Origin of the sequence: Flavobacterium sp. LM5, assembly GCF_002017945.1 — a bacterium.
GTDB lineage: Bacteria > Bacteroidota > Bacteroidia > Flavobacteriales > Flavobacteriaceae > Flavobacterium > Flavobacterium succinicans.
The window spans coordinates 148581-165655 of record NZ_MUFX01000002.1; the positions used below are offsets into that span (position 1 = coordinate 148581).

The window sequence follows — 17075 nt, forward strand, 5'->3', positions numbered from 1 at the left end:
TGTTATTTTTTAACAATTATTTTTTTAACAATTCTATCTTTTAGCTCTCCATTTCTCTCCACATCCATGACCAAAATATACACATTGCTGCTAAGACTGTTCAATTCTAGATTGGCCGTGCCATAACCAGAGGTGTTTTTAAAATTACCTTGATTCCATACTTTTTGACCTAGTAAATCAAAAACACTGAATGAAACGGCATCCATCTTTTCTGGCAAGTAGTATTCTATGTTCACTGTCCCTTTGGTTGGATTAGGAGACAGACTAGTGATGACAGAAAAATTGGTTTGCACAGGTGCGTTAATGTCAGGTATTGCGTTTTTATTGTATAGTGCATTTAGTTTGCTACCATTTGGTGTTCCTACCACCGCTTTGCTAATATCTAAATCTCCTCCTACAGCCGCATTTTTGGTTAAAAGCTTGGTTTTTCCAGCCGGAATCGCAGTACCATTAAAACTATAGATCATAATAACTTTTTGATTGTCCTGTGGATAAGCAATCGATTCAAAACCAGAAAAGGCAGCTGATTTTGTATAATCGAAATCAGCATTGAACGCAAGTTGAACACCTCCAATAGCTTTTTTTGATTCTACATACAAATCATTTCCTTCCCAATAGAACAATGCCTCACCAACAGCTTCTTTGGAGTAAAAGGTGATGTTGTTTTTGGCAGACGCTGTTTTTCCTGTTTTAGGTTTTAAAATGATATCAACCGTTCCAACAATGTCTAAAACATTGATGGATTGGTCTGCATTGACATCAGCTGCTTTGAAAATAAAAGGAGTCGGGTTGTTACCCAAAATATAATCCACAGATTGCACTAGATCCATTACATTCACATCGAAATCACCATTACCGTCTCCGAGCTTAGAGGTCAGTGGACTAGAAGCCACCACCTTCGAATAATCGGTTTCTTCCAGATTGGTTCTAAGTATTTTATATTGGTAGTAATAGTTTTGCCCTTCTACCACATCAAAGTCAGTATAGGTTGCGGTTGGAATAAGATTTTGGTTTATCTTTACTGGATTTGTAAAAGAGCCATTTGTATTGGCTTTGTATCGATACATATTGTAACCCAAAACATCTTTGAGAACAGTATCGGTTGGCGCTTCCCAATCTAAGGCAATCTTCCCCAATCCCGGAGTAGCTTCAAAACCTACAGAGGCAGAACCAGCACTTTGCACCAACATATTGAATCGATAATCCTCAACAGGAATATCAAAATAGTCCAAATCCCTAGCCCCTTGCACGCGTATTCTATTAATCCCATCAGCAGCTCCAATTTTCACTTCGTGAGTTACGCTGAAAATTTTGCCGTCTGGCGACCATGTCCCTTTTTCTGCAATTATTTTTTGTGTGTATGGTTCTTTTACTCCGTAACTTATTTGAGGAGGATAGTTGGTATCCATTGCTCTGTTAAAATAGATGTCAAATTGATGCGTTCCTATTCCTACTGGATCCATTTGCTCATACTCATCTTGGGCATCTTTACCATTTACTAGTACTTTCCAAACTATACCATGGTTTTCTTCATAAGGGATTTTGGAAATACTACTCATATTCATTAGACCAGCTTTAAATGAATTAGTTTCTGCGTCTTGGACTTCTCTTTTATATTTTGAGGGTGAAGATGAGCCAAGATAAGCAAAAATTGGAGTTGTTGTACCTAAACTTTCTATTGAGTAGGAAACTACATTATCGAAAATATTAATTTCTTCGGTAAATATCGGTTCGGTAAAATAACTAAATATTCTCATACCAATTTGAACATCATTGTTGATGAAATTCATGTTTTTGTAGTAATTTCTTTGTGATGTAATCATTGTAAAATAATTATGAATTACATTTGACTTGCTTATAAATGAATTTTCACCAATAACAAAGGCAGCAGCTATATTACAATTATTGATGATTAAATTAGTCCCTTTTAGGTTTTTGGCTGCACTTTGCTCTGTAGAGAATATGTTATAATAAAAATAGTTAGAATTAATTGATACACCTTCAATTCGCACAAAATCAAGAATTGATTGATTTCTATTATTGCTGCCAAAAATAAAACCGCCCCAACCTCTATTTTCATTTGTAAAAGTAATAAAGGCTTCCTTAGTTCCCTTGGCAATCAATCTAGTATTATCAAATAAAGAAATTTTTTTATTATCAGCAATTTTAATAGTCGTTCCAGGTTCAATAGTTATGGTCGCATTTTCTGAAAAAATGACATTGTCGGACACCAAGTATTCCTTATTGGCGTACAAAGTCATATCTTTATTGATAATCCCAAATAAAAGAATAGAATTCTTTACAGTAATCACATATTCCGTAGAAGTTAGAAACTCTTTATTTGGGCCCGACCACACTTTTAGAGCAAATTTGATATTGACATTATTGGCTACATTGGAAGCAATTTGTATTTTCAAGGCTTTTGTTAAGTCTTGCAGGCTTGCATAGGCCGTTATGGAGCCAATAGCGATTTCGGGTACTAGAATAGTGGCTTTGGATTGGTCTTCAAATTCAGCAAATTCAATCCCTACTCTCACATCATTAGTAGGACCCCAGTAGTTTTTAATGAGTGGAAAAACATCCACAATTTCATTCGGTTCCAAGAAGCCATTTCCATTTTGCCCATTGCTATTGTCCTTGTTGATAGCAGACAAAACTTTCAATTCGGGCGTTGGAGTAACCTCCATAGCTGCTTTGAAGTTCACAAACGAAGCCGATGTATTTATTAAATTACCAAACAACAATTCTTTACTATCGTTCGGTTTTTGTTGCAAGTATAATGCAATACCACCAGAAACCAAAGGAGCGGCCATAGAAGTACCTGTCAAAGAACGATATCCTCCATTGGGTACCGTACTCATGATCCCAGAGCCCGGAGCCTTAACTTCATAATTTAACAAATTAGGATAGCTCGAAAAGATGGATCCATCTTGATCATAGTTTGAATATTGAGCGATGTCTTGCGTTCCCAAAACAAAAGAGTACGCCCCAGGGTAAAATGGAACTCCTGGTAACTTATCTGGGCATAGACCAGGACCTATGCAAGTTGCATTATTCCCTGCTGCCCCAACCAATACACTAGTGGCATAGGCATTTTCTAAGGCATTACGTAAGGTTATCGATTCAGCAAAAGAACCAAAACTCATGTTAATGATAGTTGCACCATTAATACTAGCATATTGCACAGCTAAAGCAATGGTGCTTGCATTTCCCTCACCATTGCTTTGAAAAACTTTTAGAGGCATCAGTTTGACATTCCATGCAGCACCGGCCACTCCAAGATTGTTGCCCCCTACTGCACCAGCTATTCCTGCTACGTGCGTCCCATGCATATTATCGTCAAGTGGCGCATTATCATTATTGATAAAATCCCAGCCTCGTATATCGTCTATAAACCCATTGCCGTCATCGTCAAATCCAGCAATACCATTCAACTCTTTGGTATTTGTCCAGATATTAGGTTCCAAATCAGGGTGGTTGTAATCTACTCCTGTGTCCAAAATGGCTATGGTTTGGGAACCATTACCTGTACCATAGGTATCCCAAACCTCGTTAAGGTGTGTTGCAGTAATGTTCGATTGTTGGCTAAACAAAGGGTCGTTTGGAGTAACAAGTGTAGTTGTTGCTTTTGTATTTTTTAAATCGGCTTCCGTGTAGATTTTCGAATCAACTGTAAAGTCATTTACACTATAGCTATAATCCGGTTCGGCATACTCTACATTTGAATTTGCTTTAAGATTTTCCGCAAGCGCTAAAACATTCTCTTGCTTGTCTTTTAAATCGAGTACAAAAGTATTTTTTAAAGAATGTACTTCCTTTAATCTACTGTCTTTAAAACCAGCTTGCTTTCGCATCGCGCTTTTTTCAACAGATTGCTGGCTAAACATAACAGTTGTTGTAACTACTTTATTTTCAATCCCTAGAAGCTTACCAATGTTTTCACTAGTAGAACCTATACCTTTGCTCGTGTAGGAAATTTTTGCATTGACATTGTCTTTTAATTTAACGATGATCTTTCCCGGAGTAAAATTCATCATATCCTGACGTGGATCATGTTTTTGTGACCAGATACATTGAGAAACCAAAAACATTAGCAATAAAGTTTTTTTCATAATTAAAGATAATTCAAAAAAAAATCACACAACACCCTGACTAACAAAACATTAAAAGTTTTATTTTCTAGTAAATTGTAATGAAATTTATGTTAAAATTTAACAGTAAAGCAAATATAATTAATTATTTTAATTATAACACACATACTTCATCAAACATCATATTTTAGTCCACTTAATCTCAACGACATATACCACATCATTCCGAAAAAAATTACAAACCAATTTTAGACATAATTATATTGATGCGTAGTTAAAATTCAAAACACAACTAAATTAAATTTTTAAAAAAAACAATGATTCAATAAGGCATTGACTAGAATTACCATTTATTTTCACACATTAAAAACAGACTCTGTTCCAAAAAGAGCATGTATCCTAGTATTAGATTTTAAAATCTATTTAAATACAAAAAGAAAGGCTGTCAGTATTGACAGCCTTTCTTTTTGTATTTAAATAAATTAGGATTACATATTTCTTCTGTACTGTCCACCTACTTCAAACAAAGAAGCGGTAATTTGCCCTAAAGAACATACTTTTGTTGCTTCCATCAAATGGTCGAAGATGTTTTCATTCTTAATAGCTGCTTCTTGCAAGGTTTTTAAATGTTGAGCAACCAAATCAGCATTGGCTTTTTGCAAATTATTCAACATAGTGATTTGGTATTGCTTTTCTTCTTCGGTAGCTCGAATCACTTCCGCTGGAATTACCGTTGGAGATCCTTTAGAACTTAAAAATGTGTTTACCCCAATAATTGGAAACTCACCTGTATGTTTCAATGTTTCGTAATACAAACTTTCTTCTTGAATTTTAGAACGTTGGTACATGGTTTCCATAGCTCCAAGCACTCCACCACGCTCTGTAATTCTATCAAATTCTTGTAAAACGGCTGCTTCCACCAAATCAGTTAATTCTTCGATAATAAAAGCACCTTGAATTGGATTCTCATTTTTAGCCAAACCTAACTCTTTATTAATAATCAACTGAATAGCCATCGCTCTACGCACCGATTCTTCTGTTGGCGTTGTAATAGCTTCGTCATACGCATTGGTATGCAAAGAGTTACAGTTGTCATAAATCGCATACAAAGCCTGTAAAGTCGTACGAATATCATTGAAATCAATTTCTTGAGCATGCAAAGAACGACCTGAGGTTTGAATATGGTATTTCAACATCTGAGCTCTTTCGTTGGCTCCATATTTATTTTTCAAGGCTTTTGCCCAAATTTTTCTAGCTACACGCCCGATAACTGCATATTCAGGATCCACACCATTCGAGAAAAAGAAGGATAAATTCGGTCCAAAATCATTGATGTTCATTCCTCTACTCAAGTAGTATTCTACATATGTAAAACCATTGGCCAAAGTAAAAGCCAATTGAGTAATAGGATTAGCTCCTGCCTCGGCGATATGATATCCTGAAATAGAAACCGAATAAAAATTTCTAACATTTTTAGTAATAAAATATTCTTGTACATCACCCATCAAACGTAAGGCAAACTCCGTAGAGAAAATACAAGTGTTTTGCGCTTGGTCTTCTTTTAAAATATCCGCTTGAACGGTACCACGAACTTGCGCTAATGTTTTGGCTTTTATTTCATTATAAATTTCCAATGGCAACACTTGATCGCCCGTAACTCCCAAAAGTAGTAATCCCAAACCATTATTACCTTCTGGTAAATCACCTTGATATTTTGGGCGCTCTACTCCTTTTTCTTGGTAAATCGCTTTTATCTTAGCTTCTACTTCATCCACCAAATCATTCTGCTTGATATACATCTCACATTGTTGATCGATAGCAGCATTCATAAAGAAACCAAGCAACATAGGCGCTGGTCCATTGATAGTCATACTCACCGAAGTCATAGCGTGCACTAAATCAAAACCCGAATACAGTTTTTTAGCATCATCCAAGCAACAAATAGAAACTCCTGCATTTCCGATTTTACCATAAATATCAGGACGAATGTGTGGATCGTTTCCGTACAAAGTCACACTATCAAAAGCTGTCGAAAGTCTTTTGGCTGGTAAACCTGCACTTACATAATGAAAACGTTTGTTAGTTCGCTCTGGACCACCTTCACCTGCAAACATTCGAGAAGGATCTTCACCTTCGCGTTTGAAAGGATACAATCCTGCAGTAAATGGAAATTCTCCTGGAACATTTTCTTGTAAACACCAACGCAAAATATCACCCCAAGCTTTATACTTTGGCAAAGCAACTTTAGGTATTTGTGAATGCGACAAACTCTCGGTATGCGTCGCCATTTTGATTTCACGATCTCTAACTTTAAAGGTATAGACTGGATTTTTATATTTATTTACTTTTTCATTCCAAGTCAGAATCATTTCCCAATTGTAAGGGTCTAAATCCATTTTTACTTTGTCGAATTGATTCAAAAGTAAATTCAAAAAGATGCGGTTTTCATCATGCGGCGCTGTAGCCGATGGCAATACAGACGCGTCATCAATTCCAGCTTTATTGAGTTCTGGCTTCTTATTAGAAACCGTTTCGATTGTTTTATAAATTCCGTATAACTTTTGAGCCACTTGCTCTTGACTTAAAGCGGTTTCATCATATTTACGGTTGTTCTCCGCTATTTCAGATAAATAACGAGTACGATGTGGTGGAATGACAAAAATTTTCTCGCTCATTTCACGAGTAATCTCGAAAGTCGATTTTAAGTCCGAACTCGTTTTGGCTACAATTTTATCCATAATTGATTTGTAGAGCGTGTTCATTCCTGGATCGTTAAACTGAGAAGCAATCGTTCCAAAAACCGGCATTTCATCTGGATTTACATCCCATAAATTATGATTGCGTTGGTATTGTTTTTTCACATCTCTAAGCGCATCCAAAGCACCACGCTTGTCGAATTTATTCAAGGCTACCAAATCGGCAAAATCAAGCATGTCAATTTTTTCCAATTGCGTAGCTGCACCAAACTCAGGTGTCATTACGTATAATGAAACATCTGAATGGTCCATAATTTCAGTATCCGATTGCCCAATTCCTGAAGTTTCTAAAATAATAATATCGTATTTCGCTGCCTTAAGCACCTGAATCGCTTCGGCTACATATTTAGACAAAGCCAAATTAGATTGACGTGTCGCCAAAGAACGCATATAAACTCGAGGATTATTGATTGCATTCATACGAATTCTATCGCCTAACAAGGCGCCACCTGTTTTACGTTTTGATGGATCTACAGAGATTAATCCAATGGTTTTCTCTGGAAAATCAATTAAAAAACGACGAACCAATTCATCTACCAAAGAGGATTTTCCTGCACCTCCAGTTCCTGTGATTCCTAGAACAGGAATTTTAGAAGTTTCATTTTTAGTATGAATTGTATCAAAAACTGGTTTTGCAATATCAGGAAAATTCTCAGCAGCCGAAATTAATCTTGCAATAGCTGTAGGAGTTTTATTTTCTATCAAATCCAATTCATTGGTCAATTGATTCCCAATAGGAAAATCAGACTGTTGTACCAAATCATTAATCATTCCTTGCAGTCCCATAGCGCGTCCATCATCTGGAGCATAAATTCTGGTGATACCGTACTGATGTAATTCCTCAATTTCTGAAGGCAAAATGACGCCTCCGCCTCCGCCAAAAATCTTGATATGCCCTGCTCCTTTTTCTTGAAGCAAATCATACATATATTTAAAGTATTCGTTATGTCCCCCTTGATAAGAAGTCATTGCAATCGCATTGGCATCCTCTTGAATAGCTGTATTTACTACTTCTTCTACACTTCGATCATGCCCCAAATGAATTACCTCTACTCCAGTTGACTGAATAATACGACGCATAATATTTATAGCGGCATCATGACCGTCAAAGAGTGAGGCTGCGGTAACAATTCTTACTTTATTAACAGGAATATAAGGTTTTTGTGGTTCCATTTTATGAATATGATAATTAATAGCGCCAAATTACACATTTTTTAAAATAAAAATTAGCATTTTATTGAATTACTATAAAACAACTAAATGCTGCTATTTCTTAAAAAAAATAAGTTAGTTTTGGTAAAAAAGGATAACTAATCGCAATAGAATCAAAAGAAAACGTTTTCTTTTGATTCTAAAACAAACAAGATTTTGTCCTCAAATAAACAAAAAAATAGTCATTCAGTACGTTTAATGATAAAAACATTTTAAAACCTAGCAATAAAGCACAATTAAAAGAAAAAATGCAAAAAATTACCATCCTCATACATTGTAAAGATCAAAAGTCAATTATAGCCTCAGTTACCAATTATATTGCTTCGATAGAAGGAAACATTATTTATTTGGACCAACACGTGGATGCCGATGAAAATGTTTTTTTTATGCGATTGGAATGTGAATTAGAGTCAGAAAAATGGCCTATCGACGCCATAAAAGCTGATTTTGAAACCAATCTAGCCCTTCCATTTGATATGGATTGGAAAATTTATCCGCAACAGCAAAAACCGAGAATGGCTCTATTTGTTTCTAAATACGATCATTGCCTATACGATATTTTGGGACGTTATAGCGCTAGTGAATTACCACTTGAAATCCCTGTAATCATTAGCAATCACGAAGATTTAAGAAAAGTAGCCGAACAATTTGCTATTCCTTTTTATTGCGTTCCTTTCACCAAAGAAATTAAAGCAATAGGCGAAAAAGGACAATTAGAGTTATTAGCTCAATACAATATCGACTTCATTGTATTGGCGCGCTATATGCAAATCATTACCCCTAAACTGATTGAAAAGTACCAAAACAACATTATCAATATCCATCATTCTTTCTTACCCGCTTTTCCTGGGGCTAAACCTTATCATTCAGCATTTAAACGCGGAGTAAAAATCATTGGCGCTACTAGTCATTATGTAACCGAAGGTTTGGACGAAGGCCCAATTATCGAACAAGATATTGCCCGTGTAACCCACAGCCACTCTATAGAAGATTTTATTATGAAAGGACGTGATTTAGAACGAATGGTTTTGGCAAGAGCCATTAAATTGCATGCAGAACGAAAAACTATGGTGTATAACAACAAAACTGTAGTATTTTTGTAGCCTTTTCAATTAAAAAACCCCAAAAAATCCTAATGAAGAAATTTTTATTCCTACTTATTTTATTCCCTGTTATTAGTAATGCTCAACTCAAAAATATTCTAAAACAATCATCCGAAACGGCAACTGGCCTTTTAAACAAAAAAGGAACTGTAGATATTGCTGCTGGACTAAAAGAAGCTTTAAACAAAGGAATCACCGAACAGGTATCGAAATTGACGCAAGTAGACGGTTTCTACAAAAATGAATTGGTCAAAATCGTAATGCCAGAAGAGTTAACCAAAGTCGACAAAACATTACGTAAACTAGGAATGGGTTCGCTTGCAGATGACGGAATTAAAGCCCTGAATAGAGCCGCTGAAGATGCCGTAAAAGAAGCAACTCCCGTATTTGTAGCTGCTATAAAAAACATCAAAATTGCAGATGCCAAAACCATTTTGATGGGCAATGAAAATGCAGCAACAACCTATTTACAGCAATCTACCAACAAAGAATTATATGCTAAATTCCTTCCTGTAGTACAACAATCCATCGGAAAGGTTGGTGCCGATAAAATTTGGAATGGAATCGTTCAAAAATACAATACGGTTCCCTTGGTTTCAAAAGTGAATCCTGACTTAAATGACTATGTTACCAACAAAACCTTAGAAGGAGTATTCAAAATGATTGCTGTAGAGGAAAAAAACATCAGAACTAACTTAAAATCAAGGACTTCACCTCTATTAATAAAGGTGTTTTCATTACAAGATTAACATTTTATAATAAGAAAAAATACCTTAAAAAAAAACCCTTTTTAAAGGTTAACTTATTGACAACAAAGTAATAACAAAAAATTAACAACATCACCTCGACTTTATGTCGATCTTTGCAGAGTAATAAACTGGTTATTTATTATTTGGTTTTGGTTAGTTATAAAAATGTCGACGTCATTGGATGTCGGCATTTTTTATTGCGCTGAAGTTAAAAAAGATAGGACTGCCGAGTTGAATACTACAGGTTGCTCAACATTCACCACGTGACCACATTTTTCTATCACAAAAAGCTTTGAAGAGCGATAGTGATTTTCGACAACTTTTCGAACAGAAGGCAAAAACATATAATCTTCTTCTCCCATAACGTAAAGTGTTGGAATATTTAGTTCAACTTGTCTGAACCATTTCAAAACTGGATTGATTTCGGCAGTCAATTTAAACCATTTTATAAACTCTTTTTGGTATAATTTTTTCGCCTCGTTGATAAACATAATACGAGATTGTTTATGACTTTTTTTAGGCATAATGACAAAAGCAAAAAAACGATACAAGACCAAATAAGGCAATACATACTTAAAAGCATTCCCCAAACGCATCAAAATTTGTGAGCGGAAATTCATTTTCAAAATGGCACCACCCAAAATCATACTTTGTACTTTTTCAGGATACATTTCGGCCAACTGACGGATCAAAATCGTTCCTAATGAAATGCCTACAAAATGAGAACGTTCAATTTTTAAATGCTCCAAAACCTCCACGATATCATTCGCCAAAGCCGAAAAAGTATATTTCTGTTTAAAAGCCGCTTTAAGTGTGGGTTTAGATTCCCCATGACCACGTAAATCCAAAAGTAAAACATTGTAATGCTTTTGAAAATCTCGAATTTGCTTAAACCATATCGAAGAACTACCTCCCGCTCCATGAACAAAAGTTACCCATTGCGTAGTTGTATCGTTCTTGTATAGCGTGTAGTTAAGCATATATCTTTTTTTGGTAAAAATAGAATAATATTTTCATAAACCAATCCCAACATCACAATACACCATAAAACACAAAACCCATCACGATGCATAACGCTAATAAACACTGCAAAACTCGGTAAAACATAAGGTTTACGCCAAGAATTCTTACTCCGTTAAGATCGTTTGATGAAATAGTTTAAAATAAGAGATCGCCTTCAACAATCGACTGCCGTGCCAAGAAAAATATTCACCATCGACTAAAAGTATTTTGGCATTAGGGAAAAATGAAGTGAATTCGGTTACATCTTCATTCTTAAATGGATAAGGTTCCGAAGAAAGCAGCACCAAATCGACAGCATCAAATCGAGTTGACGCATCAACAGCTATTTCGGGATAACGGGATTGTGTTCCAAAAAAATTATCAAATCGATTCAATTGTAACAACTCGTTGATAAAAGTACCTGAACCTGCTATCATATATGGCTTTTTCCAAATAAAATAGACTGCGTTTTGAGTAGGAATAGTTGCTATAAAAGTTGTAAAATCAGCCAATGCCAAATGGATACTTTCATTCAAAATTTTGGCTTCACCAGTTGTATCGAAAAGCAATCCAAAATCCGTTATCATTTGAAAATTATCTGCAATCGTAACCACATTCGTCACCCAAACTGGCGCAATTGCTGAAAGTTCTTGCACCATTTCCAGCGTGTTTTCTTCTTTGTTACAGATAATGATATCAGGTTGTAAGGCTTTTATTTTATCAAAATGAACTTGTTTGGTTCCTCCTACTATTTTCTTGGTTGTAAGCAAATGTTTTGGATGCACGCAAAACTTGGTGATTCCAACGATTTGGTCTTCCAATCCTAAATCAAACAACAACTCCGTTTGTGAGGGAACCAACGATACAATTCGACGAGGTGTAGATTCCAAAAAATGAGAAGTACCGATTTGATCTGTTAGTTGTTTCATACTGATTGAATTTAACCGCAAAGGACGCAAGGATTTATGCAAGGGCCGCAAAGTTTAAAATAATAGCTTTGTGCTGCTTCGTGAGTTCTTAGTGTTTCTTCGTGGTAAAAAACTTAACCACAAAGAGCACAAAGACTTACACAAGGTTCACAAAGAAAAAACTTCAATGACCTTAAATGCCTTAAATGGTTTAAAAAACTTAACCGCAAAGGTCGCAAAGGTTTACGCAAGGGTCGCAAAAAAACTTCAATAACCTTAAATGCCTTAAAATGGTTTGAAAAACTTAACCACAAAGAGCACAAAGACTTACACAAGGTTCACAAAAAAAATTAAATGACCTTAAATGCCTTAAATGGTTTGAAAAATTTAACCGCAAAGGACGCAAAGATTTACGCAAGGGTCGCAAAGAAAAAACTTCAATGACCATATATGCCTTATATGTTTAAAAAAATAACCGCAAAGCACGCAAAGGTTTAAACAAACAATATTAAACCTTTAAACTTTAAACTTTTAAACCTTAAACTTTAAACATTTAACCTAAGAATCTCCTCCATTTCCTGTTGCATTTTCAACGCTTCGTTTCTTGCAACTTCGGCAAAATCTTCTTTATTCGAAGCATAAATAATAGCACGAGATGAGTTGATTAACAAACCAACTTGACTATTCAATCCGTATTTGCAAACCTCAGACAGACTGCCGCCTTGTGCGCCAACACCAGGAACCAACAAGAAGCTATCAGGTACAATTTTACGAATTTCAGTAAAGTATTCTGCTTTGGTCGCGCCAACCACATACATCAAGTTATGACTGTTTTTCCACGATTTTGAGGTTTCTAAAACCTGTTTGTACAATTCTATACCATTTACCGATAAGGTTTGAAAATCAAAAGCGCCTTCGTTAGACGTCAAGGCCAACATTATGGTGTGTTTGTTTTCGAAAGCTAAAAATGGCTCTACCGAATCTTTTCCCATATACGGTGCCACCGTGACACTATCAAAATTCAAATCCTCAAAAAAGGCTTTGGCATACATTGAAGACGTATTCCCAATATCGCCACGTTTTGCATCTGCAATCGTAAAGAGTTCAGGATAATTGGCATTGATGTATTCAATGGTTCTTTGCAACGACTGCCAACCTTTTATGCCATACGCTTCAAAAAAAGCCGTATTGGGTTTGTAGGCCACACATAAATCGTGAGTCGCATCAATAATGGCTTTATTGAATTCGAAGATTGGATCTTCCGTTGCTAATAAATGAGAAGGTATTTTATTCAAGTCAACATCTAAGCCTACGCATAGAAATGATTTTTTGAGTTGGATTTGTTCTAGTAGTTGTGATGTTGTCATTTCTATTTTATTTTAAGCGCGTTAATTGAAGAACAATGGTACTTTTTGAGAAGTGGTGCAAAAATAAAAAAAGCCATTCAATTAAGAATGGCTTTTTTTTTAGAATTACAAAAATTATAATTTTCCTTCATAGATAGTCCCTACGTGAATCACTTCGGTTCTTCTATTTTCGGCTCTACCTTTTGCTGTTTTGTTACTAGCAACAGGTTTAGTCGCACCATAACCTACATAAGTTAAATTTGCTGGATTTACTCCTTTGGCTACCAAAGCATCCATCACCACTTTGGCTCTTGCCTCAGAAAGTTTCTGATTGGATTTTGGATTACCTACATTATCCGTATGCCCTTCAATAGAGAATTTTGCATTTGGATAATTTTTAATAATTTCTTTGATAGCATCCAAACGTCCGTCGGTAGCGCCATTATCTGTATTTTGTAACACCGCTTTTCCGGTTACAAAAAACACTGCTCTTGCCTGAACTTTTAGTTCTTTCAATGCTTCTTTGGTAACTTCTGGACAACCTTTATTACTTGCTGGTCCAGCCACAGTAGGGCATTCATCCTCTTTGTCATTTATTCCATCTTTATCCGCATCGTAAATTGGGCATCCTGCATTTTCGACTAATCCTGCTTCGTTTGGACATTTGTCGTCTTTATCAAGAACTGAATCACCATCGGTATCAGGCCAAGGACATCCTTTATTTTCAACTGGTCCTGCTACTGTTGGACAAGCATCAACATTATCCAAAAGCGTATCCTTATCCGCATCACCCCATGGACAACCGTTGTTTTCTACAGGACCCACTTCGGTTGGACATTTATCATCTTTATCTACTACTAAATCTCCGTCGGTATCAGGCCATGGACAGCCTTTGTTTTCAATTGGTCCCGCAACTTTTGGACACTTATCCAATTTATCTAAAACATCATCTCCGTCTCTATCTTTAAATTTCTTTTGAAATACAGGATATTTAAAACCTAAATAAAAATCCAACCCTTTTGAATTACTAGAAACTAAATTGGTCAAAACAGAACTAGAACCTACAAAAAGAGGTCCAAATCTCAAAGAAGATCCTACTTGTGTCCCTGTGTATTGCATATAACTAACTGGAATAGCATAGGTAAACCATCTAGTCTCGAAACGAGGCGTTAAAACCACCGCATTTGCAATACTGTTTGTATTCACAGCCGTTTTATTCACCAAACTAATATCACTATTCAAATTCAAATAGAATTTGTTATGAATATGCCAATCAACATTTGCATGTAAAGCAGTTGGTAAATTAGTCTTGATTCCCGTTGTAGAAGAAACTTTAGTATAATTAGCATTTAAAAACTCATACACATCCCCAATATTATCGATCATTTCTTGTGTTACAACACCCGTAACATTGTACGTATCTTGTTTCGCTTTCGAATAATTTATGGATCCAATATCTGTAATAGAAAAACCAAAACGTAATTTATATTTGTTCAACGTCTTGAATTTATTGTCTACAGCTTTAGCTTTACTTACGTCATATTGATCATAATTAGGTCTCCATTCATATTGAAATCCTAAATCAAATCCTAAACCACTTGAGTTGGTATCGAATTCTACCTCCGAATTGTTTTCAAAATCCTGACTACCCCCAATAGTTACTAAACCGTTTGTGGCCAAAACACTTAAATCTGGATTGGTCGAATTTTTAACAAAAGCAGCTGATAAATCTTTAGTATTGGCGTAACCGTTTACACCACCTTGTAAATATTTAATCGTAAAACCACCTTTCAAGAAGTTTTGTCTTTTATTCAAAATGACACCTGCGTAAGACAAACCAACTTCTCCCCAAGTATTTGAAACAGTGTTTAAACTCCCAACAGAATAAGCAAAATCATTCGAAGAGTCAAGCCCTTCCTTAACTTCATTAATCAAATTACCATTTGCATTGACTACATTGGTAAAGGATCTAACTCTAGTAAAAACAGCAATAGCATGCTTTGGCGCAATGTTAAACATAAACGAAGGCCCTAAAAAGTCAACATTGATAACCGCATTGTTTTTGAATGAAGGAGTAAATTTTGATTGACGGTCAAAATCATAATTTTCTTTGTAGATATCGGTGATTTTCACCCCATACAAATCATTTCCTACAGCAGTACTAATGGAAAACAAATTAATATCCGTTTTGAAACGTGAATCCACTATGGAAGCTGGGTTAAAAAGCACTCCATGAATTCCAGTATAATTATCCGAAGAATATCCTACATAAGATTGCGCATTAGCAGACGATACAGCTAACAATAAGATAAAAAAAAGTAATTTTCTTTTCATTGAATTGGTTTTGAATTGATTAAAATTTAAATTATGTAATATTTAATAAGATTTAGATTATCTAAATATAATAGGCACAAAAAAAACATTTACTTAAATGAAATTAAGTAAATGTTAATCTTTTTTTTGAGCAGCTCTTTATTAAAAAACCTCGCTAGCTTCTTTGAGTTTTTCCATATTGTTCACCAATTGTAATTCGTCTACAATTTTCTGAATATCACCGTTCATAATGTTACCCAAATCATATAAGGTCAAACCAATTCGGTGATCGGTTACACGACCTTGAGCGTAATTATAAGTACGAATTTTAGCAGAACGGTCACCTGAACTCACTTGCGAAGTACGTTTTGAAGCATCTTCGGCTTGTTTTTTGGCCAATTCCATTTCGTACAAACGAGAACGCAATACGTTCAACGCTTTGTCTTTATTCTTATGTTGTGATTTTTGATCCTGACATTGCGCCACCAAACCAGTTGGAATGTGCGTCAAACGAACGGCAGATTTGGTCGTGTTTACCGATTGTCCACCAGGTCCTGACGAACAGAAAAAGTCCACACGAACATCGTTCATATCAATTTGCACATCAAATTCTTCTGCTTCTGGAAGCACCATAACTGTGGCTGCCGAAGTATGCACACGTCCTTGTGTTTCTGTTTGTGGTACACGTTGCACACGGTGAACACCCGCTTCAAACTTCAAAGTTCCGTACACATCCTCTCCTGTAACCTCAAAAATCACCTCTTTGAAACCACCCGAAGTTCCCTCGTTCATATCCACCACTGAGGTTCTCCAACCTTGACTTTCGCAATATTTAGTGTACATACGGAACAAATCTCCTGCAAAAATACTCGCTTCATCACCACCCGTACCCGCACGAATCTCGACCATTACGTTTTTCGCATCTTCTGGGTCTTTTGGAATCAACATAAATTTGATTTCGTCTTCCAGTTGTGGCAAACGTTCTTTGGCTTCGTCTAATTGCATTTTAGCCATTTCTACCATATCAGCGTCACTGCCGTCAGCTATGATTTCGTTCGCCTCGTCAATGTTGGCTAAAATTATAATGTATTCTTCTCTTTTTTCAACCAACGCTTTGATGCTTTTGTATTCTTGATTGAGTAGCACATAACGTTTTTGATCCGCGATCACATCGGGTTGAATAATCAAATCCGAAATCTCGTCGAAACGCTGTTTTACATATTGAAGTCTATCTAACATATTCTTGTCCTTATATTTTGGACGGCAAAAATACAAAAAAGAAAGCAATTTACAGAAACCCCTTTTCAGATTTTTTTAGGAGCTAAATGCTTCGCCAGTTCGCTTCGCTCGTGCCCTGCTGTCCACTATATCTGTGGCTCTGAACCCCAGAGCCACAGGATGCCGCTCCCATCAGGGCTAGAAATGGTAACACGACACGAATAGAAATTCCAAATTTTAAATTCCAAATTCCAATAAATAAGAATTTATTATAAAAGCTCTAAAATTCGCGCAACTACTCCCCTCTTGAGAGGGGCTGGGGGTGTGTGTTTTTTTATCCCAAACTTCAGAAACAAACCAAAGACAATAAATTTTGT

At 35.8% G+C, this 17075-nt stretch carries 9 protein-coding genes; 2 read left to right on the plus strand and 7 right to left on the minus strand.

All coding sequences use genetic code 11. The annotated features are described in order from the left end of the window. Positions 1 to 2: 2 nt before the first annotated feature. Together BXU11_RS09060 and BXU11_RS09065 are read right to left on the minus strand one after the other, a co-directional pair. Positions 3 to 4112 carry a S8 family serine peptidase gene (locus BXU11_RS09060; RefSeq protein WP_078212303.1) on the minus strand — a complete coding sequence of 1370 codons (4110 nt, stop codon included), beginning with the start codon at positions 4110 to 4112 and terminating at the stop codon, positions 3 to 5. 467 nt (positions 4113 to 4579) lie between these two features. After that, positions 4580 to 8020 carry a methylmalonyl-CoA mutase family protein gene (locus tag BXU11_RS09065; protein WP_078212304.1) on the minus strand — a complete coding sequence of 1147 codons (3441 nt, stop codon included), beginning with the start codon at positions 8018 to 8020 and terminating at the stop codon, positions 4580 to 4582. A 287-nt stretch (positions 8021 to 8307) separates the two neighbouring features. On the opposite strand from BXU11_RS09065, the gene purU reads away from it, so the two are divergent. Next, positions 8308 to 9162, plus strand: a complete 855-nt coding sequence (purU, locus tag BXU11_RS09070; RefSeq protein ID WP_078212305.1) for a formyltetrahydrofolate deformylase — start codon at positions 8308 to 8310, stop codon at positions 9160 to 9162. 32 nt (positions 9163 to 9194) lie between these two features. Further along, complete coding sequence (locus BXU11_RS09075; RefSeq protein WP_024980182.1) at positions 9195 to 9911, plus strand: DUF4197 domain-containing protein; 717 nt, start codon at positions 9195 to 9197, stop codon at positions 9909 to 9911. A 194-nt stretch (positions 9912 to 10105) separates the two neighbouring features. Here BXU11_RS09075 and BXU11_RS09080 read toward each other — a convergent pair whose 3' ends face one another. The 5 genes from BXU11_RS09080 to prfA all read right to left on the minus strand — a co-directional run bounded on the left by BXU11_RS09080 (position 10106) and on the right by prfA (position 16719). Further along, positions 10106 to 10891, minus strand: coding sequence for an alpha/beta fold hydrolase (locus BXU11_RS09080; protein ID WP_024980183.1), 786 nt, complete (start codon positions 10889 to 10891; stop codon positions 10106 to 10108). Positions 10892 to 11038: 147 nt separating this feature from the next. Continuing rightward, on the minus strand, positions 11039 to 11842 hold the full coding sequence (locus tag BXU11_RS09085) for an ABC transporter substrate-binding protein (protein WP_078212306.1): 804 nt from the start codon (positions 11840 to 11842) through the stop codon (positions 11039 to 11041). Positions 11843 to 12366: 524 nt separating this feature from the next. Further along, positions 12367 to 13188: an orotidine-5'-phosphate decarboxylase gene (pyrF, locus tag BXU11_RS09090; protein WP_078212307.1), complete on the minus strand. Its 822-nt coding sequence runs from the start codon at positions 13186 to 13188 to the stop codon at positions 12367 to 12369. 114 nt (positions 13189 to 13302) lie between these two features. Further along, entirely contained in the window at positions 13303 to 15501 is a 2199-nt protein-coding gene (locus tag BXU11_RS09095) for a DUF5723 family protein (protein WP_078212308.1), read from the minus strand. Positions 15502 to 15642: 141 nt separating this feature from the next. Continuing rightward, on the minus strand, positions 15643 to 16719 hold the full coding sequence (prfA, locus tag BXU11_RS09100; RefSeq protein ID WP_078212309.1) for a peptide chain release factor 1: 1077 nt from the start codon (positions 16717 to 16719) through the stop codon (positions 15643 to 15645). Positions 16720 to 17075: the final 356 nt, after the last annotated feature.

Coding starts and splice junctions, on each gene's coding strand:
- BXU11_RS09060 (WP_078212303.1), bottom strand. CDS start 4,112: ATGAAAAAAACTTTATTGCTAATGTTTTTGGTTTCTCAATGTATCTGG.
- BXU11_RS09065 (WP_078212304.1), bottom strand. CDS start 8,020: ATGGAACCACAAAAACCTTATATTCCTGTTAATAAAGTAAGAATTGTT.
- purU (WP_078212305.1), top strand. CDS start 8,308: ATGCAAAAAATTACCATCCTCATACATTGTAAAGATCAAAAGTCAATT.
- BXU11_RS09075 (WP_024980182.1), top strand. CDS start 9,195: ATGAAGAAATTTTTATTCCTACTTATTTTATTCCCTGTTATTAGTAAT.
- BXU11_RS09080 (WP_024980183.1), bottom strand. CDS start 10,891: ATGCTTAACTACACGCTATACAAGAACGATACAACTACGCAATGGGTA.
- BXU11_RS09085 (WP_078212306.1), bottom strand. CDS start 11,842: ATGAAACAACTAACAGATCAAATCGGTACTTCTCATTTTTTGGAATCT.
- pyrF (WP_078212307.1), bottom strand. CDS start 13,188: ATGACAACATCACAACTACTAGAACAAATCCAACTCAAAAAATCATTT.
- BXU11_RS09095 (WP_078212308.1), bottom strand. CDS start 15,501: ATGAAAAGAAAATTACTTTTTTTTATCTTATTGTTAGCTGTATCGTCT.
- prfA (WP_078212309.1), bottom strand. CDS start 16,719: ATGTTAGATAGACTTCAATATGTAAAACAGCGTTTCGACGAGATTTCG.